General features: G+C 73.0%; 16 protein-coding genes and 1 pseudogene. 11 read left to right on the top strand and 6 right to left on the bottom strand.

Annotated elements, in window-relative coordinates; translation table 11 throughout:
- Positions 1-418 precede the first annotated feature (418 nt).
- Both CO540_RS09245 and CO540_RS09240 read left to right on the top strand, forming a co-directional pair.
- On the top strand, positions 419-1,171 hold the full coding sequence (locus CO540_RS09245) for an alpha/beta fold hydrolase (RefSeq protein WP_099161709.1): 753 nt from the start codon (positions 419-421) through the stop codon (positions 1,169-1,171).
- A gap of 72 nt (positions 1,172-1,243) precedes the next feature.
- Complete coding sequence (locus tag CO540_RS09240; protein WP_099161708.1) at positions 1,244-1,798, top strand: dihydrofolate reductase family protein; 555 nt, start codon at positions 1,244-1,246, stop codon at positions 1,796-1,798.
- Between the two features lie 45 nt (positions 1,799-1,843).
- On the opposite strand, the pseudogene CO540_RS09235 reads toward CO540_RS09240, so the two are convergent.
- From CO540_RS09235 to CO540_RS09220, 4 genes and pseudogenes are all read right to left on the bottom strand, one after another.
- A pseudogene (locus CO540_RS09235) lies at positions 1,844-3,519 on the bottom strand (CDP-glycerol glycerophosphotransferase family protein).
- A gap of 19 nt (positions 3,520-3,538) precedes the next feature.
- Positions 3,539-5,041: a bifunctional cytidylyltransferase/SDR family oxidoreductase gene (locus CO540_RS09230; protein ID WP_099161707.1), complete on the bottom strand. Its 1,503-nt coding sequence runs from the start codon at positions 5,039-5,041 to the stop codon at positions 3,539-3,541.
- Positions 5,042-5,146: 105 nt separating this feature from the next.
- Positions 5,147-5,947 (bottom strand): ABC transporter ATP-binding protein, encoded by an 801-nt coding sequence (locus CO540_RS09225; protein WP_099161706.1) that lies wholly within the window; start codon positions 5,945-5,947, stop codon positions 5,147-5,149.
- Positions 5,940-6,842, bottom strand: coding sequence for an ABC transporter permease (locus CO540_RS09220; protein WP_099161705.1), 903 nt, complete (start codon positions 6,840-6,842; stop codon positions 5,940-5,942). The genes CO540_RS09225 and CO540_RS09220 overlap by 8 nt, the downstream gene beginning before the upstream one ends.
- A 155-nt stretch (positions 6,843-6,997) precedes the next feature.
- Between CO540_RS09220 and CO540_RS09215 the strand changes: the two genes are divergently transcribed.
- The 3 genes from CO540_RS09215 (at position 6,998) to CO540_RS09205 (ending at position 9,922) form a co-directional block, all read left to right on the top strand.
- Entirely contained in the window at positions 6,998-7,630 is a 633-nt protein-coding gene (locus tag CO540_RS09215; protein ID WP_099161704.1) for a TetR/AcrR family transcriptional regulator, read from the top strand.
- A gap of 151 nt (positions 7,631-7,781) precedes the next feature.
- A complete protein-coding gene (locus tag CO540_RS09210; RefSeq protein WP_099161703.1) occupies positions 7,782-8,888 on the top strand; it encodes a DegT/DnrJ/EryC1/StrS aminotransferase family protein in 1,107 nt (368 codons plus the stop codon).
- A complete protein-coding gene (locus CO540_RS09205) occupies positions 8,885-9,922 on the top strand; it encodes a Gfo/Idh/MocA family protein (RefSeq protein ID WP_099161702.1) in 1,038 nt (345 codons plus the stop codon). The genes CO540_RS09210 and CO540_RS09205 overlap by 4 nt, the downstream gene beginning before the upstream one ends.
- 48 nt (positions 9,923-9,970) lie before the next feature.
- Here the strand turns inward: CO540_RS09205 and CO540_RS09200 are convergent, their stop codons facing one another.
- The gene (locus CO540_RS09200; RefSeq protein WP_099161701.1) at positions 9,971-11,617 is read right to left on the bottom strand and encodes a glycosyltransferase; all 1,647 of its coding nucleotides are present in this window, start codon (positions 11,615-11,617) and stop codon (positions 9,971-9,973) included.
- A 141-nt stretch (positions 11,618-11,758) separates the two neighbouring features.
- Here CO540_RS09200 and CO540_RS09195 point away from each other — a divergent pair, with 141 nt between their 5' ends.
- Genes CO540_RS09195 through CO540_RS09180 form a run of 4 tightly spaced genes read left to right on the top strand, consistent with a single transcriptional unit; the run spans position 11,759 to position 15,556 of the window.
- Positions 11,759-12,973 (top strand): glycosyltransferase, encoded by a 1,215-nt coding sequence (locus tag CO540_RS09195; protein WP_253866574.1) that lies wholly within the window; start codon positions 11,759-11,761, stop codon positions 12,971-12,973.
- A 29-nt stretch (positions 12,974-13,002) separates the two neighbouring features.
- On the top strand, positions 13,003-13,569 hold the full coding sequence (locus CO540_RS09190; protein ID WP_216642358.1) for a hypothetical protein: 567 nt from the start codon (positions 13,003-13,005) through the stop codon (positions 13,567-13,569).
- The gene (locus CO540_RS09185; protein ID WP_253866572.1) at positions 13,566-14,954 is read left to right on the top strand and encodes a glycosyltransferase; all 1,389 of its coding nucleotides are present in this window, start codon (positions 13,566-13,568) and stop codon (positions 14,952-14,954) included. The genes CO540_RS09190 and CO540_RS09185 overlap by 4 nt, the downstream gene beginning before the upstream one ends.
- A complete protein-coding gene (locus CO540_RS09180) occupies positions 14,951-15,556 on the top strand; it encodes a hypothetical protein (RefSeq protein WP_099161700.1) in 606 nt (201 codons plus the stop codon). Before CO540_RS09185 ends, CO540_RS09180 begins: the two co-directional genes overlap by 4 nt.
- Before the next feature lie 50 nt (positions 15,557-15,606).
- Here the strand turns inward: CO540_RS09180 and wecB are convergent, their stop codons facing one another.
- Entirely contained in the window at positions 15,607-16,695 is a 1,089-nt protein-coding gene (gene wecB / locus CO540_RS09175) for a non-hydrolyzing UDP-N-acetylglucosamine 2-epimerase (protein WP_099161699.1), read from the bottom strand.
- Between the two features lie 175 nt (positions 16,696-16,870).
- Here wecB and CO540_RS09170 point away from each other — a divergent pair, with 175 nt between their 5' ends.
- Both CO540_RS09170 and CO540_RS09165 read left to right on the top strand, forming a co-directional pair.
- Positions 16,871-18,349, top strand: a complete 1,479-nt coding sequence (locus CO540_RS09170) for a hypothetical protein (RefSeq protein WP_099161698.1) — start codon at positions 16,871-16,873, stop codon at positions 18,347-18,349.
- Positions 18,346-20,223: a hypothetical protein gene (locus CO540_RS09165; RefSeq protein ID WP_099161697.1), complete on the top strand. Its 1,878-nt coding sequence runs from the start codon at positions 18,346-18,348 to the stop codon at positions 20,221-20,223. The genes CO540_RS09170 and CO540_RS09165 overlap by 4 nt, the downstream gene beginning before the upstream one ends.

The following is a 20,223-nucleotide window of genomic DNA, read 5'->3' as shown; positions in this document are numbered from 1 at the left end:
CAGCGCCCGCCAGCCCCGTCGGTGGAACGTCATGGGTGCATCCCGGTCCGGTAGACACCCACCCCGTTCCACCCACCGTGAGCCGACGCCGCGAGTGGAACGCCATCGGTGTGTCACGCCGTACCAGAGTCCGTTCCGTCCGAGGCCGGGCAACGCCCACGAAGCACGGCCCGCGCCCGTGGCCGTCTCCCGGCGGTGAGAAAGGTGCCCAGGCGGTGTGCCGTCCCCCGCACGCCCGCCGACGACTACCCGTTGTGGCAAACAGACCGTGAAGGATACGGGCCCTCGGCGAGGGCGCGATCGTCGACGAATCTCCGGAAGGCGTCCCGTGGTGACGGACGCGCCGGCGGCGGGTGCCACGGTTGCGGAAGGCGTCGGCTCTCGCGCGTCGTGTCCGTCCGGTGGCAGACTGCGCCGTATGGGCGATACGACGGGGACCCGTCACCTGGTGCTCCTGCACGGCATGGGCGCCACCGGCGAGGTGTGGCTGCCCTGGGCGCCGCTGCTGGAGCGGCGCTGGCCCGGCCGCTGGCTCGCCCCCGACCTGGCCGGCCACGGCTGGTCGCCACCGCTGTCCGGCTACTCCTTCGCGGGCCTGGCGCAGCGCCTGGTGGAAGGGCTCGGGCCGGTCACCGAGCGATTCGGTCCGCGGGACCGGCTGGTGCTGCTCGGGCACTCGCTCGGGGGCGTGGTGGCGCTGGCGCTGGCCGCCCGGCAGCGGGGCCTGCCCGTCGACGCGGTGGTCGGCCTCGGCATCAAGGTGGTCTGGTCGCCGGCGGAGCTGGCGAAGGCGGCCGAGTTGGCCGCGCGGCCGGTGACCTGGTTCGCCAGCCGGGACGAGGCGGCCCGCCGCTACCTGCGCGTCTCCGGGCTCGCCGGACTGTTCGCCCCCGACCATCCGGTGGTCGACGCGGGGCTGCGCCGGGAGGACGGCCGCTGGCGGCTGGCGATGGACCCGGCCGCGTTCGCGGTGGGGGAGCCGCGGCTGCCCGCGTTGCTGGCCGCCACCGACGTGCCGGTGCTGCTGGCCCGCGGCGAGCTGGACCCGATGGTGAGCGACGCGCAGCTCAAGGAGTTCGGTGTGCCGGTGGCGACGCTGCCCGGGCTGGGCCACAACGCGCATGTGGAGGATCCGGCGGCGGTGCTCGCCCTGCTGGACGCCTACCTGTGAACCAGGGCGTCGTGGGTGTCGAACCGGCGACGTCCGCCTGGGCCGCCGCCGTCGTGGCTAGACTCGCCGGCCATGGGAGCGCTCATCTTCAGCCTCAACCTCACCCTGGACGGTTGCGTCGACCACCAGGAGGGGATCGCCGACGACGAGACGCACGCCTTCTTCACCCGTCTCATGGACGAGGCCGGGGCAATGCTGTGGGGGCGCGTCACCTACGAGATGATGGAGAGCTACTGGCCGGCCGTGGCCCGCGACGAGCAGGCGCCGCCCGCCGAGCGCGACTGGGCGGTCAAGCTGGAGGCCAAACCCAAGTACGTGGTGTCGTCGACGCGCCGGGGCTTCCCGTGGACCAACAGCCACCACGTCGCCGGTGATCTGCGCGACGGGGTGCAGAGGCTCAAGGACGCGACCCCGGCCGGGGTCCTCCTCGGAAGCGGCAGGCTCGCGACCGAACTCGACCGGCTGGACCTGATCGACGAGTATCAGATGCTCGTCCACCCCAGGATCGCCGGCCACGGTCCGACGCTGCACCAGGGCGGGCTGCCCGGCACGCGCCGGCTCGAGCTGGTCTCGGCGGAGCCGCTGCGCAACGGCGTGGTCGCCCTGCACTACCGCCGCGCGCGCTGAATCACGGGCGGCCGTCGCCGGCGATCACCTGAGCGGGAAGACCCCTCAGACGGCGGCGCGGGGGACCGGCACGGCCCACTCGGGCTCCAGCTCGCGGCGGGCGGCGGTGAGGAACGCCTCGGCGTACCGGTCGGCCGGGAAGTCGCCGAGGTAGCGGGTGCGGGCCGCCCACCGCTCCGCGGCCTTCGGGTCGGTGTCGAGCAGCGCGCCCAGCACGTCGTCCACGTTGGACATGTCGCGGCGCAGCACATAGCCGGAGGCGGCCAACGGGAACCGCTCGACGAAGTGCGCCCCGTCGGCGCCGGTGTCGGTGACCGCATACGGCTTGCCGGAGTAGAGCCAGTCGGAGATGACCCCGGAGACGTCCGAGACCAGCGCGTCGGCGCGGTTGACGCACTCGGTCAGCGTCAGCTCCCGGGCGGCCGCCGCGCCCCACAGGTGGGCCCGGCCGGTCCGCGACCGGTCGGCGGCGAGCAGCTCGGTGAGCCGGGCGAGCTGCCGCGCCGAGGCGGGGTTCTTGTCGGTGTACGGGTGGGCGCGCAGGATCACCGTGGCCCCCCGGTCGAGCAGCCGGCGGATCAGCGTCTCGGCCACCGGCAGTGAGCAGTAGTTCGCGTCGGCGTGGTGCCCGGTCCAGGTGGGGGTGTAGAGGACGGTCGGGTGCGCGGAGGCGAGGACCGGCTCCCGGCGTACCTCGATGGCCTCGACCTGGGGGCGGCCGACCACGACGAACTTGTCGGCGGGGATGTCCACCCCGGCCCGGGCGTACCGGTCGATCGCCGCCTGCCCGGCCACGAAGATCTTGTCGAAGATCGCCGACACCGGGTTGGCGCTCGGCGCCTTGTCGCTGTCGCCGTGGTGCAGCTGGACGTGGGTGAGCTGGGTGAACCGGATGCAGTGGGCGTTCTTCGCGCCGTGGTTGACGTAGAACGCGGCGCGCAGGCTGGGCACCAGGGCCTCGTCGAGCGCCGTCAGCGTGGGGCAGAGGACCACCGGCGCGCGGGTCGCGGCGGCCACTGCCGACAGGAACTCGGGCTCGCGCAGCACCACCACGAACGGCCGGCCGATCCGCTCCAGATAGGGCAGCCACATGGTGACCTGGTACTCGGAGCCGGGCGGGGCGGAGAAGTGCAGCAGGAACTCGGGCTGGTGCCGGCGCAGTGCCCGGCCCACCGGTCCGCCCCGGCCGGCGGCCGGAACCGGCGCCGGGCCAGGTCGAGCGCCACCGCGGCGCAACCGATCGCGACCAGCAGCGCCGCGGCCAGCGCGAGCCAGGCCGGCAGCGTCAGCGCGGCGGCGAGCGCCACCAGGGCCAGCAGCACGAGTACGGCGTCGCCGAGCCGCGCCGCGACCACCGGCGTCCACGTGCGGACCGGCAGGTTGGCCGCCCGGATCTCCAGCGCGCCGGCCTGGCGAAGCGGCCCGACCAGCAGCACCAGGCCGAGCAGCACCAGCGCGGTGGCGGCCAGCGCGGGGTCGAATCCGCCGTCGAGGCGCCGGGCGTAGCCGACCAGGATGCCGGCGGCGACGAGCACCGTCTCGGCGAGGCCGTCGGCCGACGGCCGGACCCGGCGCTCCCAGGCGGTGGCGGCGAGCGCCGCGCCGGCCAGGGCCAGGCCCCAGCCGGTGGCGCCGGTGAGCGCCACGACGAGGAAGGCCAGCACCGCCAGCCCGGTGGTCAGCACCCGGGCGAGCAACTTGCGAACCAGGTCACCACGCATCTGGCACGTCCTGTCGGGTTCAGGCGTCGGCGGACAGTTCGGACCGGGGCGGGCCAGGCTGGGCCGGTACGGCGGCGGCCACCTGCTCGCCGGGGGCCCGGCGCACGTCGACCACCTGGCCGGTCAGCTCGGAGATCAGCACGTCCAGGGAGGCCTGGGCGACCGCCTCGGAGGAGAGCAGCGTGTGCTCCGGCTCCTCGCCGAACGCCCGGGTCCGCATCGGGGTGGCGGTGCGCTCCGGGTTGACGCAGTTGACCCGTACGCCGAACTCCGCCCACTCGTCGGCGAGCGCCTGGGTCAGGTTGACCAGCGCGGCCTTGGTGGCCGAGTAGAGCGCGTAGCGCGCCCGGCCCCGGGTGTAGGAGCTGGACGTGTAGAGCAGCAGCTGGCCCTTCGTCTGCTGGAGGTAGGGCAGCGACTGACGGGCGATGGTGACCGGACCGACGAAGTTGACGTGCAGGAGACGGTCCATCGTCTCGTCGTCCATCTCGGCGAGCGCGCCCTTCTCCAGGATGCCGGCGGTGACCACCACGTAGTCGATCCGGCCGGTCGCCTCGAACGCGGTCTTCAGCGCGGCGGCCACGTCCTCGGCGCGCTCGACGTGGGTGCCGGTGGTGGAGCGGCTGAACGGGAACACCTGGGCGCCGTAGCGGCGGGCCAGCTCGGCCAGGTCGTGGCCGATGCCGTAGCTGCCGCCGAAGACCACGATGGTCCGGCCGGTCAGCTCCTCGGCGTAGCCGCCGTGGGTCAGCCGGGGCGCCTGGGCGGCGGCGAGCTGGAAGAGCTTGTCGGCCAGGTGCACGTCGACCGGGTGGGTGACCTTGATGTTCTCGTCCGAGCCGTCGATCACCTTGATCGGCGTGCCCGGCAGGTAGCGCAGCACCACGCCGCAGTCGTCGGTGGCGGCGAAGTCGGGGTCGCCCTCGGCGCGGCGGTACGCCTCCCGGATGGTGCCGGAGCGGAACGCCTGCGGGGTCTGGCCGCGGCGCAGGCGGGAGCGGACCGGGATGTCGGTGATGCAGTCGTCCGCGTCGACCTGGATGATCGTGTCGGCGGAGGGGATGGCCACGTCGACCGCGGAGTAGGACCAGAGCGCGTTCACGCACTCCCGCACGATGCGGGCGCTCACCAGCGGGCGGACCGCGTCGTGGAAGAGGATGTTGACGTCGCCCTCGCCGACCGCGTCGAGCGCGATCCGGGTGGTGTCGTTGCGGGTCTCGCCGCCCTCGATCACCTTGGTGACCTTGCGGAAGCCGGCGTCGGCGACGATCCGCTCCGCGTCGCCCACGTGGCCGGTGGCCATCAGCACGATGATCTCGTCGATCTCCGGCGCGGCCTCGAAGACGGCGAGGGTGTGCTCGATGATCGGCTTACCGGCGATCTTCAGCAGCTGCTTGGGGATGCCCAGGCCGAGGCGGGTCCCGGTGCCCCCGGCGAGGATCACGGCCACCGTACGCGTGGGGCGCCAGGGTGCCGGGCTCGCCGGCGCGGCGTCCGGTGCGGTGGTGTGGTCCTGCGTCATTGCCGTACCTCACTCTGGGTGAAAAGCGGATGGATCCGAAAACCTTAACGCGTACGGCGGAGCGCACCGCTCGGGCGGGAACCCGGGGCGGTGCGCTCCGTCCGGCTACTTCTGGTTCTCGTACGCGTCGCAGACCTCCTTGGTGGGGCCGTCCATCTTGAGGACGCCGCTCTCCAGCCAGATGGTCCGCTCGCAGGTGTCCCGGATCGAGCCGATCGAGTGGCTGACCAGGAAGACCGTGCCGGCGCTGTCGCGCAGCTCGCGGACCCGCTGCTCGCTGCGGGCGCGGAACTTGCGGTCGCCGGTGGCCAGGGCCTCGTCGATGAGCAGCACGTCGTGCTTCTTCGCCGAGGAGATGGCGAAGCGCAGCCGGGCGCCCATGCCGGAGGAGTAGGTGCGCATCGGCAGCGAGGCGAAGTCGCCCCGCTCGTTGATCCCGGAGAACTCGATGATCTCCGGGGCGATCCGCTTGACCTCATCCGGCGTCATGCCCATGGCCAGGCAGCCGAGCACCACGTTGCGCTCGCCGGACAGGTCGTTGAGCAGCGCGGCGTTCACGCCGAGCAGGGACGGCTGGCCCTGGGTGTAGACCGCGCCGCGGGCCGGCGGGAGCAGGCCGGCGATGGCCCGCAGCAGGGTCGACTTGCCGGAGCCGTTGCTGCCGATCAGGCCGATCGCCTCACCCTCGTACGCGGTGAAGCTCACCCCCTTGACGGCGTGCACCTCGCGGATGTTCGGAGCCTTGGTGCGCGAGACGATCCGCTTGAGCGCGGAGACCGGGGTGGCGCCGCCGCTCGCGCCCTTGTGGATTCGGTAGATCACGTGCACGTCGTCCACCACGACGGTGGGGACGCGACCCGAGTCGGTCACCGGGCCGGCGTTCAGCGGCAGGGTCTGCTCAGCCACGGCCGTACTCCTTCTCTCCACGCCAGAAGTAGATGAACCCGCCGATGCCCATGACGACCGCCCAGAACAGAGCCAGGGCCCAGAGCTTCGGCGGCGAGCTCACCAGGTTGGCCTGGTGCGAGTCGAGCAGCGCGTACCGGGCCAGCTCGATGAAGACCAGCGGCGGGTTCCACTCCAGGAGGTTCGCGGCCCAGTGCGGCAGGTGCTGGCGGAACAGCGCCACCGGGTAGAGCACGCCGGAGGCGTACAGCCAGGTGCGCATCACGAACGGCATGATCTGCTTGAGGTCGGTGACCTTGGAGCCGATCCGGGCCATGATCATGGTGAGCCCGATGTTGAAGATCGTCTGGAGCAGCAGGGCCGGAGCGAGCAACAGCCAGCGGAAGGTGATCGGCTCGCCGGTGAACAGCACGATCGCGGCCAGCACCACCATCGACATGAGCAGCTGCTGCAGTTGCACCAGCGTGACGGTGATCGGCAGCGCGGCCCGGGGGAACTGGAGCGCCCGGATCAGGCCCAGGTTGCCGGTGATCGCGCTGGTGCCGTTCGACACCGCGGTCTGGGTGAACATGAAGATGAACACGCCCGTGCACAGGTACGCGATGAAGTTCGACACGTTCCGGTTCTGGGACAGGATCACGCCGAAGATCAGGAAGTAGACCGCCGCGTTGGTGAGCGGTGTCAGCACCTGCCAGAGCTGCCCGAGCTGGGTGTTGCTCAGCGAGGACGCGACCTTCGCCCGCGAGTACGCGGTCATGAAGTGCCGGTACGCCCACAACCGGCGGGCGTACTCGCCCAGTGGCGGTCGTTCCCCGGCGACCCGCAACCCGTACCGCCGGGCCAGTTCGGCCCGGGTCAGTCCGGATTCGGGGTCGGCCACCGCGGTGTTGGCCATGGTCAGGCGCTCCGATCTTTCGTGCGTGATGGGGAGCAGTGCGGTGAAGACATCCAGCTTGGCCGGGCGGGGAGGAGCCGCCTCGCTGCTGCATGGAAGGTAGTCCACCGAACGTCGGGACGCAACCGTACCGTCGTTGCGCTACATTGTCCCACGTGACGACCGAGAAGAGGCGTGCCCCGGCCGGCGCGGCGGTGCTGCGCGGGGAGATCACCAGTGCCATCCGCGCCGCCGTGATGCAGGAGTTGGCCGAGGTCGGCTACGGCCGCCTCTCCATCGAGGCGGTGGCCCGCCGGGCCGGTGTGAGCAAGACCGCGATCTACCGCCGCTGGCGTTCCAAGCTCGACCTGGTGCTGGACATGGTCTCGGCGGTGGCGGGCCGGAACATCCCGCTGCTGGACACCGGCAGCCTCCTCGGCGACCTGGAGATCCTGCTGCACGTGATGGCGCGTGCGCTGCGTCACCGGCTGGCCGCGCAGATCATCCCGGACCTGCTGGCCGAGGCGTCCCGCAACCCGCAGATCGCCGAGAAGCTACAGGCCGCGCTGGACGACTACCAGCAGGCCGTCGGGCGGATCCTGATCGGTCGGGCGGTCGAGCGCGGCGAGCTCTCCCCGGACACCGACCGGCGGGCCGCGGTCGACCTGATCGTCGGGCCGGTCTACTGGCGGATGGCGATCTCCCGGGCCACGCTGGAGCCCACGGAGGTGCCGCGCCTGGCCGCCGCGATAGTCGCCGCCCTGCGGGTAGCATGCGTGGAGCCTGTCCGCGACGGGGTGGAAGTGTGACCCCGGCGCCCGCCGACGGGAGCGCCCGTCGATCATGAACAGCGCACGACATCCGGCCGGACAATGGCCGCGATCAACCGGTTTTCATCCCAAACCGCTACCATCCCCCAACGTCCCCCACATGAGTCACGCGTCGACAGGAGGAAGCCCCATGGTCGGGCCGCATCCAGAGTTCATTCCCCCAGCACGACCGATCATCGGCGAGGCCGAGATCGAGGCGGCTGTCCGGGTGCTGCGGAGCGGCCGGGTCGTCCAGGGCCCGGAGGTCGCGGCGTTCGAGGAGGAGTTCGGTGACCTGGTCGCCGGCCGGCACTGCGTCGCCGTCAACTCCGGCACCTCGGCCCTGCAGCTGACCCTGATGGCGCTCGGCTTCGGCCCGGGCGACGAGGTCATCGTGCCTTCGTTCTCCTTCGCCGCCAGCGGCAACGCGGTCCGGTTGGTCGGCGCCGAGCCGGTCTTCGTGGACATCGAGCCGGGCAGCTTCTGCGTCGACCCGGAGGCGGTCGCCGCCGCGATCACCCCGAAGACCGTCGCGATCATGCCGGTGCACCTCTACGGACACCCGGCCGCGATGGACCGGATCATGGCGATCGCGCAGCAGCACGGCCTGGCCGTCGTCGAGGACGCCGCCCAGGCGCACGGCGCCGAGCTGAACGGCACCCCGGTCGGCGCCTTCGGCACCGCCGGCTGCTTCAGCTTCTACCCGACCAAGAACATGCACTCCCTCGAGGGCGGCATGATCACCACCGCCGACGCGGACCTCGCCCGCACCCTGCGGCTGCTGCGCAACCAGGGCATGGAGCAGCGGTACGCCAACGAGATCGTCGGCGCCAACATGCGGATGACCGACGTGGCCGCCGCCATCGGCCGGGTGCAGCTCGGCCAGCTCGACGGGTGGACCGAGCAGCGTCGCGCCAACGCCAAGTTCCTCGACTCCGCCATCACCGGCATGGTCACCCCGCCGGTCGCCGACGGCGCGAAGCACGTCTACCACCAGTACACGGTGCGGGTGCGGGGCGACCGGGACGCCGCCCAGGCCCGCCTCACCGAGCTGGGCATCGGCAACGCGGTCTACTACCCGACCCCGATCCACCGGCTCAAGCCGTACCTGGTGGACGGCAAGCCGGGCGCGTGGGACCTGCCGGAGACCGAGCGCGCCGCCGCCGAGGTGGTCTCGCTGCCGGTGCACCCGTCGCTGAGCCAGGCCGAGCTGGAGCGGATCGCCGAGGGCGCGAACCTCGCGGGCGGTGCCCGATGAGCGGGGGCCGCAAGCTGCGGGCCGGGCTGATCGGCCTCGGCGCCATGGGTCGCAACCACGGCCGGGTGCTGTCCAACCTGGACGGTGTCGAGCTGGTCGGCGTGGTCGATCCCGCCGGCGACGTCACCGGCACGCTGCGCGCGCCGGTCGTACCCGAGCTGAGCGACCTGCTGGCGCTGGGCGTCGACTACGCCGTGGTGGCCTGCCCGACCGCGCTGCACGAGTCGATCGGCCTGGAGTTGGCCGCCAACGGCGTCTGCGCGCTGATCGAGAAGCCCCTCGCCCAGTCGGTCGACGCGGCCACGAAGCTGGTGGAGGCGTTCGAGACCGCCGGGCTGGTCGCCGGCGTCGGTCACATCGAGCGCTACAACCCGGCGCTGCAGAGCCTGCGGACCCGGCTGGAGGCCGGCGAGCTGGGCGAGGTCTTCCAGGTGGTCACCCGCCGCCAGGGCCCGTTCCCGCACCGCATCGCCGACGTCGGCGTGGTGATGGACCTGGCCACCCACGACATCGACCTGACCGCCTGGGTGACCGGCCGGGAATACACCTCGGTCTCCGCCCGCACCGTCTCGCGCAGCGGCCGGCTGCACGAGGACATGGTCGCCGTGGTCGGCCAGCTCTCCGACGGCACGATGGTCAACCACCTGGTCAACTGGCTGAGCCCGCTCAAGGAGCGGTCCACAGTGGTCACCGGCGACAAGGGCTGCTTCATCGCCGACACGCTCACCGCGGACCTCACCTTCTACGCCAACGCCGCCATCGACACCGAATGGGAGGCGCTGCGCGCGTTCCGCGGCGTGGCCGAGGGCGACATGGTCCGCTACGCCATCCCGAAGCGTGAGCCGCTGCTGGTCGAGCACGAGCGCTTCCGGGACGCGGTGGAGGGCAAGCAGAGCGACATCGTCACCCTGCGACAGGGCCTGCGTACCGTGCAGGTCGCCGCCGGTCTGCTGGAGTCCGCCTCCGACGGCCGGACCGTCTTCGTCAGCCCGACCGACGCCGGGCGCGACGCACCCGTCGCCGCGTCGGCCTGATCCGCCCGCCCGGCCGGGCGTCCACGGACGCCCGGCCGGCGCCCCGGGTCAGCGCTGTTCGACCCCCAGCATGCGGTCGAAGTGCGGTGCGTTGACCGACCAGTCCCACGTCGCCAGCGCATGCGCCGCCGCCGCCGCGCCCTCGGTCCGCCAGACCCGCTCGTCGGCGGTGAGCGCGCGGACGCGTGCGGCGGCCGCCGCCGGGGAGTCGACCACCCAGTCGGCCGGGAAGACGGTACGGGCTCCGTGCACGCCGTCGGCGAAGAACGGCCAGTCCCGGACCACCGGCACCGCGCCGCTGGCCGCACCCTCCACCACCGCGCAGTGGAAGCTCTCCCGCACCGAGCTGCTGAGCACCACTCCGATGCCGGTGAGTACGCCGGGCACGTCGTCGGTGTGACCGACGCGGACCACCGCGCCGGTCGGCTCCAGCTCGGCGAGATCGGCCTCCAGCGCGGTCGCGTAGTCCCGGGCCGCCCGGCTGCGGCGGATGTCGAGGCCCCCGCCGACCAGGAGCAGGCGGTAGCGCTCGTCCTCGGCCCGCAGCAGTCGCAGCACCTCGATCGCCCACCGGGGATCCTTGGCCACGGCGCTGGTGCCGATCAGGCCGAGGGTGAACCGCGCCGCCGGGTCCTTCGCGCGGCGGAACGGCGCCAACTCCAGCGCGTTGCACAGCACGTGGGTGCGGGGCGCGTCCGGGCCGGTCAGCCCCGGCGTCACCCGCAGCGTGAAGTCGCGGAGATGGTCGGAGACGAAGACCACGTCGTCGACCCGGCTGAAGTCGATCAGGTGCGGCCACCGGCCGAACGCCTCGTAACTGTGCAGCCGTACGACGATCCGGGTGTCGCCGGGATCGACCAGGCTGGTCATCGCCGCGGTCGCCACCGCCCAGTCGACGAACACCGTGTCCGCCCAGTCCAGGTGCGGGCGGAGCCAGCGCTCGATCTGCTCGCCGTACTCGGTGCCGCCGAGCAGCGCCTCGGTCACCATGCCCCGGCTCTGCCGGGTCAGCGGCCCGGCCACCGGGTCGTCGTCCAGCCGCAGGTAGCGCACTTCGACCCCGGGATGGTCGGCGTACCGCTCGCGCACGGCGCCGAGAAAGTGCGCGCTGCCGTTGAGCATCAACAACAGGCGCAGCGGTCGGTCGGTGGGCGCGGGGGCCGCCGGTGTCGCGCGGCCGCGCGGAGTGAGCAGTGCACGGCCCACAGCGCTGCCGTGCAGTGGCGCGAGGAAGGCGGCCGGATCCTCGACCAGGGGAGAGGTGAGCTGGTCGAAGTGGATCACCCGGTGGAACTGGGTGTGCAGGACCCGGTAGAGCCGCCGAGCCGCCGCGGCGCCGTCGCCCCGGGCGTACGCGCGGTCGGCCTCGCCCAAATCGGCCGAGACGGCGGCCAGCAGGTGCGCCGGGGTGCGTCCCTCGGCCAGGTCGTCCGCGGCCTCCTGGGCGAGCAGGTCGGCGCGGGCCGCCGGGTCCACCGCGCCCGCCACCGTGACCAGCGCCGCCCGCGACTCGCCGGCCGGCCAGCCCGCCCCGATCATGCCTGCGCGCAGCCGGCGGGCCAGGGCGGCACGCGCCCCGGTCGGCAGTAGCGGCGCGGCCGCGAGACCGTGGATCAGGCGGGCCGCCGCGCGGTGCCGCACCACCCGGGGAGCCGTCACGCGACGCAGCACGCCGGCTGCGAGCTTGCTACCCATCAGGGCGGGATCCTTTCGACGGGCGGACGCGGGGATCGGTGGCCCGCCCCGCCGGCGGTGGGGGCGGCGGGTCGGCGGGGCGCGCAGGACAGCGTGCATGTTAACGTGGCGCGGTCCCTACGTGCGGCGAGGAAGGTTCGGGTGCCGGCAACTTCTGAACGGGACGTCGTCGTGATCACGCCCTGGTATCCGACCCGCGAACTGCCCTTCCGTGGCTCGTTCGTGCAGGCGATGGTCGGCGCGACCGCTCCGGTTTCCGACCGGATGACCGTCTACCACTGCGACGCCTGGGTCGCCGCGCTGGACGGCGACGGCGAGCGCCGGGTTCGGGACGCCCACCACGTGCTCCTCCGCCACGCGCAGCACCGCACCCCGACGGTCGGCGGCGCTGACCTGGTCTACGTGCCCGTGCCCGTGCCGCGTGGCCTCGGCCACGCCGAGATCGCCGAGCGGCACGACGACGCGCTCCGGGCCGCCCTCGGCGGTCGGCCGCTCACCGCGCCGGTGGTGCACGCCCACGTGGGACTGCCCAGCGGCTGGGCCGCGATCCGCAACGCCGGTCCGGAGACCCGCGTCTTCGTCACCGAGCACGCCAGCTTCCTGGACCGGGTGCTGGAGACCGCGCGCGGGCGGGAGATGTACGACGAGGTGCTCCACCGGTGCGCCGGCTTCCTCGCCGTCGGCGAGGGCGTCCGCCGCCCCCTGGTCGAGGCGTTCCCGCACCACGCGGACCGGATCGGCGCCGTCGCCAACCCGATCTCCTTCGACGAACCCCGGTCGACGCCGATCACCGCGCTGCGGCGTTGGCTCTTCGTCGGGGCGCTCTCCGAGCTCAAGGGCGTACCGCTGTTGCTGGAGGCGTTCGCGCGCTGCCGGCGGGACGACCCGTCGCTGACGCTGACCCTGGTGGGTGAGGGCGCGTTGCTGACCAGCCTGACCGCGCGGGCAGCCGAGCTCGGGGTGGCCGAGGCGGTCACGTTCACCGGCGCGGTGCCGCCGCAGGAGGCGCTGCGGCTGATGCGGGAGCACGACCTGCTGGTGCACCCGAGCCGTCGGGAGACGTTCGGTGTCGCGGTGGTCGAGGGCATCGCCGCCGGGCTGCCGGTCCTGGTCACCCGCTGCGGCGGCCCGGAGCGGACACTGTCCGGCATCGAGGCGGCGGCCGGCGAGATGATCGATGTCACGGACGACCCGGACACGATCGTGGCCGGTTACCGGCGGCTGCGCTCGCGGTTCCCGCACGACCTCGATCCCGCCCTCGTTCGCACGTCACTCGCCGCCCGGTACGGCTACGGCGCGGTCGCCGACATGCACCGCCGTCTGTGGTTTTCCGACGAGGCCGCGCCGGCGCGCTGACGCCGGGGCGCCGCAGCTGATGGAGTGAGATGCACGTCCTTTTCCTGTCCGTCGGGGGAGTCCGGCGGCGCGCCGTCGTGGAGGAGTCCCGCCAGGCCGTCGCCGACGGCGGCGCCGCCACGGTGGTGGTCGACCGGCTGGGCCCCTGGAGCCGGGAGACGTTCGCGCCCGGTGTCCGGGTCGTCGAGCTGGACGCCCTCCTGCGGCGCCTGCCGACGGTCCGGTTCGAGCAGGCGGCGCTCTACAAGGCGCCGCGCAAGCTGCTGCGCCTCGTCGGCCGGGGCCCGCTGCGCCGGATCTCGAAGCGGACCGAGCGGGCCTACCAGCGGCGCCTCGCCGACCCGGCGCACCGAGCGTTCCTACGGGTGCGCGGCGACCAGCGCCCCCGGCTGATCGACCAGCTCTTCGCCCGTACCCCGGTGGATGTGCTCGTCGTCACGGACCCGATCGCGATGCCGTACGCGGCCCGCCTGGTGGGGAACCGGACCGGGCACGCGAGTCCGAGAGTCTGCTTCAGCTACGACTACTCTGGAGAGGCGACCGATCGCCAGCACCGTACCGACGACCCGGATTCCGCCCAGGGGGACACTCCATGAACCGGACGCGCACGCCGCGCCGACCGCGCATCCTCTACCTGTCCTTCTACTTCCCGCCGTCGCGGGCCAGCGGCGTCTACCGGGCTCGGGCGACCGCCAACTACCTCGCCGAGCACGGCTGGGAGGTGACGGCGTTCGCGTCGCCGCTGTCGTTCCTGCACCGGGTGATCGGCTCGGTGGACGAGCAGCTCGCCGAGACCGTCCACCCGTCGATCCGGGTGGAGCGGCCCGCCATCAGCCACTTCGCCTGGGAACGCGACCTGCGCGAGTACGGCCGGTTCCGGGGCATGTCGCCCATCATGGCGCGCAACCTCTACAACTTCGGGCTGAAGAAGATCTTCCCCGAGCACTACCTGTCCTGGGCGGTCGCGTCGGTGCGCAAGGCGTTGCGGATGCACGCCCGGCGCCGGTTCGACGTGGTGCTCGCCACCGGTAACCCGTTCGCGTCGTTCGCCGCCGCCTGGATGATCCACAAGGCGACCGGGGTGCCGTTCGCGGTCGACTACCGCGACGCCTGGACGCTCAACATGTTCACCGAGGAGGACGGGTACGAGCCCGGTCACCCGGCCTGGCGCTGGGAGAAGCGGATTCTCCGGGACGCGTCCGCGTCCGTCTTCGTCAACAAGCCGCTGCTGTCCTGGTACGCCGACCGTTACCCGAACGCCGCGGACCGGATGATGGTGGTGCCCAACGGTTGGGACCCGGATCTGCTGACCCAACTCGACCTGTCCACGCCGACCTCCGGCACCGACCGGGACCAGCCGCTGCGGTTCACGTTCCTCGGCACCATGAACAGCACCCAGCCGGTGGAGCAGCTCGCCGAGGCGTTCCAGATCGCCCGGCGCCATCCCGACCTGGCCGACGCCGAGCTCAACATCCACGGGCACCTCGGATACTTCGCGCAGGGCAAGGCCCCGCTCATGGAGCGGCTCGGGTTGACCGCGGACGAGGACGGTCGCTCCCTGCCGGACAACGGCATCCACTACCGCGGCCCGGTGTCCAAGACCGAGGTCGGCCGGGTCTACCAGGAGAGTGACGTCCTCGTGTTCCTCGCCGGCGGCGCGCGGTACGTCACCTCCGGCAAGATCTTCGAGTACATGGCCAGCGGCAGTCCGATCGTCTCGGTGCACGCGCCGGGCATCGCCGCGCAGGACGTGCTGGCCGGCTATCCGCTCTGGTTCAACCCGGAGAGCCTCGACGTCCACGACATCGCCGAATCGATGATCGCCGCGGGCAAGGCCGCCCGGGACATGTCGACCAAGCAGCGGGCCGAGGCCCGTGCCCACGCCGACACCTTCACCCGGCAGGCGGTCACCGCGCCGCTGGAGGCCCGGCTGCGGTCGATGGTCCGGCGGAAGATCGAGACGGGAGAGGTGGGATCGTGACGATCGCCGACGGAGACGGAGCCCGGACCGCGACGGTGACCGCGCCCCGGCAGCCGCGGGCACTGCTGCTGGCGTTCAACCACAGGCCGCACGACCGGGTGCTGGCGCTGGCCGAGCGGCTGCTCGACGAGGGCGCCCGGCTGGACGTGGTGGTGCTCAGCGAGGGCAACTGGGCCGAACTGGCCGGGCGGCCCGGTCTGCGTCTGTTCACCATCGGGGCCGCCGAGAAGCGGCACCCGCTGCTGCGCGCCGAGCGCTTGGTGGTGACCAGCGGGCCCCGGCGGGTGGCCGGCGGGCTCGGTCGGCTCGCCGGCAAGAGCGTGGCCGGCGGGCTGCGCCGGCGGCAGGAGCGCCTGAGCCGTGCGTTCCACAAGCGCGTGTTCATGAAGGCTTACACGAACGTGCGTCCGATGGTGCTGTCGAAGCTCGCCCTCAAGCGACTGTCCGAGCTGGACCTCGACCGCGACCCGGCCGACCTGATCGTGGCCTCCGACGCGCTGTCGATCACGCTGGGCTGGCAGTTGGCCCGCCGCTATCCGGGCGTGGTCGCCACCACGTCGCTCGATCCGCCGCCGCTGGCGCAGATCACCGCCGCGGCCTGACCGGCCGTCCGGGTGACGGCCGACCGGCGGTCACCCGGACGGGCCGGGTTTCAGCGCGCGTGTTCGGCGAGGACCCGTACGACGTTCTCAGCCGCCCGGCCGTCGCCGTAGGGGGTGCCCCGACCGGCGCTCGGCCGGGGACGGGTGGCCGTGTCGGCCCAGCCGTCCCGGCCCAGGGCGGCGGGCTCGGGCACCAGCCGGTTCCAGTCGTCGACCAACGTCTCCACCCACTCCGTCTCCGGGCGCAGCGTGGTGCAGGGCCGGTCCAGCAGGTACGCCTCCTTCTGCAGGCCGCCCGAGTCGGTGACCACACCGACCGAGCCGAGCACCGCGGCGACCATGCCGGCGTAGGGCAGTGGCCGACCGACGTGCAGCGCGCCCCCACCCAGCTTGATGCCGTGCTCCTCGGCGCGGGCCAGCAGGCGCGGGTGCGCCAGCAGCGCGACCGGCACCGGCAGCTCGGCGAGCGCGGACACCAGCGCCCCCAGCCGTCGCGGGTCATCGGTGTTCTCCGCCCGGTGCAGCGTGGCCAGCAGGTACGGGGCCTCCGGGTCGATGCCGGCGGGCAGCTCCGGGCGGGTCTGGCCACCGGCCAGCACGGCGTCGCGGACCCGCAGGCAGACGTCGACCATCACGTCGCCGACCAGGACGGCTCGCTTCGCCAGCCCTTCGGCCGACAGGTGGCGCACCGCCTCCTCGGTCGGCGCCAGCAGCAAGTCGGCGCAGTGATCGGTGAGCACCCGGTTGTGCTCCTCAGGCATCCGGCGGTTGAACGAGCGCAGCCCCGCCTCGAGGTGGGCCACCGGTAGGTGCATCTTCACCGCGGACAGCGCACCTGCCAGCGTCGAGTTGGTGTCGCCGTAGACCAGCACCCAGTCGGGCCGTTCGGCGGCCAGCACCGGGTCGAGGGCCGAGAGGGTCTTGCCGGTCTGCACGCCGTGGCTGCCGGAGCCGATACCCAGATGCACGTCGGGATCCGGGATGCCCAGACCGGAGAAGAAGACGTCGGAGAGGTCCGCGTCGTAGTGCTGCCCGGTGTGCACGATGACGTGCTCGTGGTCGGTGGCGGCGAACGCCGCGGCGATCGGCGCGAGTTTGACCAGCTGGGGCCGGGCGCCAACGATGCTGACGACCTTCATGTGAATGATCCCTCCGATTGACTGTCCGCTGACCGGGGCGGCGTCGTGCCCGCCCCGCGGGCCGGCGGCGCGCGACGGCCGGCGACCGTGCACCGCCACGCGGGCGATCTAGGCTAACATCGCTGCGTCCCGCTTCCGGATGCCGACAGGGCCAGCGCGAGCGCGAGGAATCCCCATGGTGGTCGACTCTTCCGTCGTCGAACGACGCCGTCCCGAGCCGGCGAATCGGCGTGGTGTCGGCCGGTTCCGGTCGTGGCTTCGTGGCGACCGCTCACTGCTGGCGGTCCTGCTGGTCGCCTTCGTCGCCGCGCGGCTGAGCATCGCGGCGCGGGTCGAGGCGTTCCGCACCTTCGACACGCGTTCCTACGCCGGGCTGCTCGACGGCCCGAACCCGACCGCGACGGTCTCCTTCACCGGGCACGCGCCGCGGCTGTGGGGCACACCGCTGCTCTACTCGCTCGCCGGCAGCGACCCGGCGCGGGCGTGGGCCCAGGCGCTGATCGGCACCGCCGCGTGGGTGCTGCTGGTGCTGGCGCTGTGGATCGCGTTGCGCACCACCACCGCCCGGGTCTGTGCCGCGACCGCGCTGTTCGTCCTGGCTCTGACCCGGGCGGTGTACGTCTGGGACCACACCCTGACGGCGGAGTCGCTCTCGATCAGCCTGGGTCTGCTCGCCTTCGGGTTGCTGGCGCTGTGGGCGCGCCGGCGGTCGTGGCCGCTGCTCGCCGCGACGGTGCTGGTGACGGTGTGGTGGATGTTCGTCCGGCAGGACATGCTGCTGTTCATCGCGCTGGTGCCGGCGGTGCTGGTGGTGTTGGCGTGGCGCGACCGCTCGCGCCGGTGGCCGGCGGTGGTGGCACTCGGCGCGCTCCTGGCCGGGCTGGCCTGGAACGCGGCGCTGCTCGGCCCCACCGACCAGACGTTCTCCCGATGGAGCGCCTCCGGGCGCTCCCAGACCGACGAGACGTTCCTCTACCGGCTGATGGTCGAGGTCCAGCGCGACCCGGCGATGCACCGGGCGTACCACGACGAGCTCGGCATGCCGCAATGTCAGGCGATCGAGGACCCGGCGCTGGTGCGGCGGTGGAACGTACGGAAGTTCTCCGAGGCCTACGCCCGGTGCGGGGAGCTGCAGACCTGGGCCGAGGAGCACGAACTGGGGGTCGGCTTCCGGTACGCGCTGGCCGAGCCGGAGCACTACCGCGAGATCATGGGGCACCGGATCCTGCCGATGGCGTTGGGCAGCACCGAGCTGCACACCTACGGTCGCCCGGTGACGATGCTGCCGGAGGCGGTCGGGTCGGTCTTCTACCCGCCACGTCACCTGGCCCTGCCCCTGATCGGCGGCGCCGCCGCGCTGGCGCTCCTGGCCTGCGTGGCCACCGGGGCCGTGCGACGGCGGCGGTGGCTGACCGCGATCGGCGTCGTCGGCGGGCTGGTGAGTGTCGCGAGCGTGCTGGCCAGCCTCATGCTGTCCGCCGGCGAGTACACCCGGTTCGGCATTCAGGAGGCCATCTACCTGCGGATCAGCCTCGTGGTGCTGGCGGTGGCGGCGCTCGACGCGGGGCTCACCCGGCGGAGGGAACGCGCCGGTGCGTCGGCGCGGGGGGAGTCGGGTGAGGCCGCGCCGCGGCCGTACACTCCTGCCTCATGACCGCACCGGACACCCGTCGTTCCGAGCCAGCTCCCACCGGGCCCGCCGCGCCCGGCGACCGCGAGCCGGACGACGCGGCGGCGGGTCCGGCCGGGCCGCTCCCGGCCGTGCCGGAGCGCGACGTCCGGCCCGCCGTCGAGCCGGACGACCGGCCGACGCGCCGCCGCCGGAGCCGATGGGACGCGCTGGTGGCGGCGGTCTACCTGCTCGGCGCGCTCATGGTGACCGCGCGCGGCTGGCGCGACGTGGACGGCCGACTCCTCGGCAGCCGCCCCGACGACCAGGGCTTCAACGAGTGGATGCTGGCCTACGCGGCGCACGCGGTCCGGCACCTGGAGAACCCCTTCTTCACGACGGCGCAGAACGCCCCCGACGGGGTGAACCTGATGACCAACGTCGGCATGCAGCTCCCCGGGATCCTGCTGTCGCCGGTCACCCTGCTGTTCGGCGCTCCCACCGCCTACGTGCTGCTCATCACCCTCAACCTGGCCGGCACCGGCTACGCCTGGTACCACGTGCTCTCCCGGCACGTGGTGGACTCCCGCGCGGCGGCCTTCGTCGGCGGCCTGTTCTGCGCCTTCGCGCCGGCGCTGGTGTCGCACAGCAACGGCCACCCGCACATCACCGCGCAGTGGCTGGTGCCGTTCATCGGTTGGCGGGTGCTGGTGCTGGCCCGGGACGGTCGGGTGCTGCGCGACGGGCTGGTGCTCGGCGCGCTGGTCGCCGCCCAGTTCTTCATCAGCGTGGAGATCCTCTTCCTGCTGGCGCTCGGCTGCCTGATGGTGGTGCTCGCCCATCTCGCCGTGGCGCCCCGGGTCGCCGTGCGGCGCGCTCCCCGACTCGCCGGCGGCCTGCTCGTTGCCGGCGCGCTCGTCGCGGTGGTGACCGCGTACCCGTTGTGGATGCAGTTCGCCGGGCCGCAGCACCGCCTCGGTCATCCCGGTGGGCCGGACGTGTACGCGCTGAAGCTCGGCTCCTACGTGCGCTACGCCACGGAGTCGATCGCCGGCAGCGCGACCAGCGCCGGGGGTTGGGGCCCGAACACCACCGAGCAGGCGAGTTTCTACGGCTGGCCGCTCGTGGTGCTGGCGGTGGCCGCCGCGTGGTGGCTACGGCGGGAGGTCGCGGTGCGCGTGCTGACCCTGGTCGGGGTGGTCTGCGCGCTGTTGTCCATCGGCACCACCTGGACCTGGGGCACCGAGCGCACCACCGTGCCGGCGCCGTTCGCGCTGGTGCAGCACCTGCCGATCTTCGACGCGGTGGTGGTGGCCCGGTTCGGCCTGATCACCACCGTGGCCGTCGGCGTGCTGCTGGCGCTTGCCGGCGACCGGGTGCTGCGGACCCGGGTGGAGAACCCGATGCTGGTCCGCGTCGCCGCTGTCGCTCTGCTGGCCGCCCTGGTGCCGGTCCTGCCCACCCCGCTGCCGGTGCAGAAGCGTCCGTCGGTACCGCACTTCGTGACCGCGGGCGAGTGGCGGGACCATGTGGCTCCCGGCCGCACCCTGGTGCCGGTGCCGGTGGCCAACATGACCTCGGTCTACTGGGGCTCGGCGGCGCTCGCCGAGTTCGCGGTGCCGCAGGGCTACTTCCTCGCGCCGGTGTCGCCGACAGATCCGACCGGGCGCTGGGGAGTCGAGCCGCAGCCGACCGCGAAGCTGCTCACCCTCGTGGCCGAGGGCCGTCGGGGCGTCGAGGTGACGCCGGCCGAGGTGGCGCAGGCGCGCGCCGACGCGCGGCACTGGCGGGCGGACGCGGTGGCGCTGCCCCGGCACCGGCGGCAGGAGCAGTTGCGCGCGGTGCTCGACGCCTGCTACGGCCCGGGCCGGCGGGTCGACGACGTGTGGCTCTGGGACGTCCGGCCGTTCAACCGGTGA

Origin of the sequence: Micromonospora sp. WMMA2032 (assembly GCF_002688545.1) — a bacterium.
Classification (GTDB): domain Bacteria; phylum Actinomycetota; class Actinomycetes; order Mycobacteriales; family Micromonosporaceae; genus Micromonospora; species Micromonospora sediminicola.
This window is presented reverse-complemented; position numbering and strand designations above follow the sequence as displayed.

Bases quoted from the DNA above. Each gene is read 5' to 3' on its own strand.
- CO540_RS09245 (WP_099161709.1), top strand. From the start codon at position 419: ATGGGCGATACGACGGGGACCCGTCACCTGGTGCTCCTGCACGGCATG.
- CO540_RS09240 (WP_099161708.1), top strand. From the start codon at position 1,244: ATGGGAGCGCTCATCTTCAGCCTCAACCTCACCCTGGACGGTTGCGTC.
- CO540_RS09230 (WP_099161707.1), bottom strand. From the start codon at position 5,041: ATGACGCAGGACCACACCACCGCACCGGACGCCGCGCCGGCGAGCCCG.
- CO540_RS09220 (WP_099161705.1), bottom strand. From the start codon at position 6,842: ATGGCCAACACCGCGGTGGCCGACCCCGAATCCGGACTGACCCGGGCC.
- CO540_RS09210 (WP_099161703.1), top strand. From the start codon at position 7,782: ATGGTCGGGCCGCATCCAGAGTTCATTCCCCCAGCACGACCGATCATC.
- CO540_RS09205 (WP_099161702.1), top strand. From the start codon at position 8,885: ATGAGCGGGGGCCGCAAGCTGCGGGCCGGGCTGATCGGCCTCGGCGCC.
- CO540_RS09200 (WP_099161701.1), bottom strand. From the start codon at position 11,617: ATGGGTAGCAAGCTCGCAGCCGGCGTGCTGCGTCGCGTGACGGCTCCC.
- CO540_RS09190 (WP_216642358.1), top strand. From the start codon at position 13,003: ATGCACGTCCTTTTCCTGTCCGTCGGGGGAGTCCGGCGGCGCGCCGTC.
- CO540_RS09185 (WP_253866572.1), top strand. From the start codon at position 13,566: ATGAACCGGACGCGCACGCCGCGCCGACCGCGCATCCTCTACCTGTCC.
- wecB (WP_099161699.1), bottom strand. From the start codon at position 16,695: ATGAAGGTCGTCAGCATCGTTGGCGCCCGGCCCCAGCTGGTCAAACTC.
- CO540_RS09170 (WP_099161698.1), top strand. From the start codon at position 16,871: ATGGTGGTCGACTCTTCCGTCGTCGAACGACGCCGTCCCGAGCCGGCG.
- CO540_RS09165 (WP_099161697.1), top strand. From the start codon at position 18,346: ATGACCGCACCGGACACCCGTCGTTCCGAGCCAGCTCCCACCGGGCCC.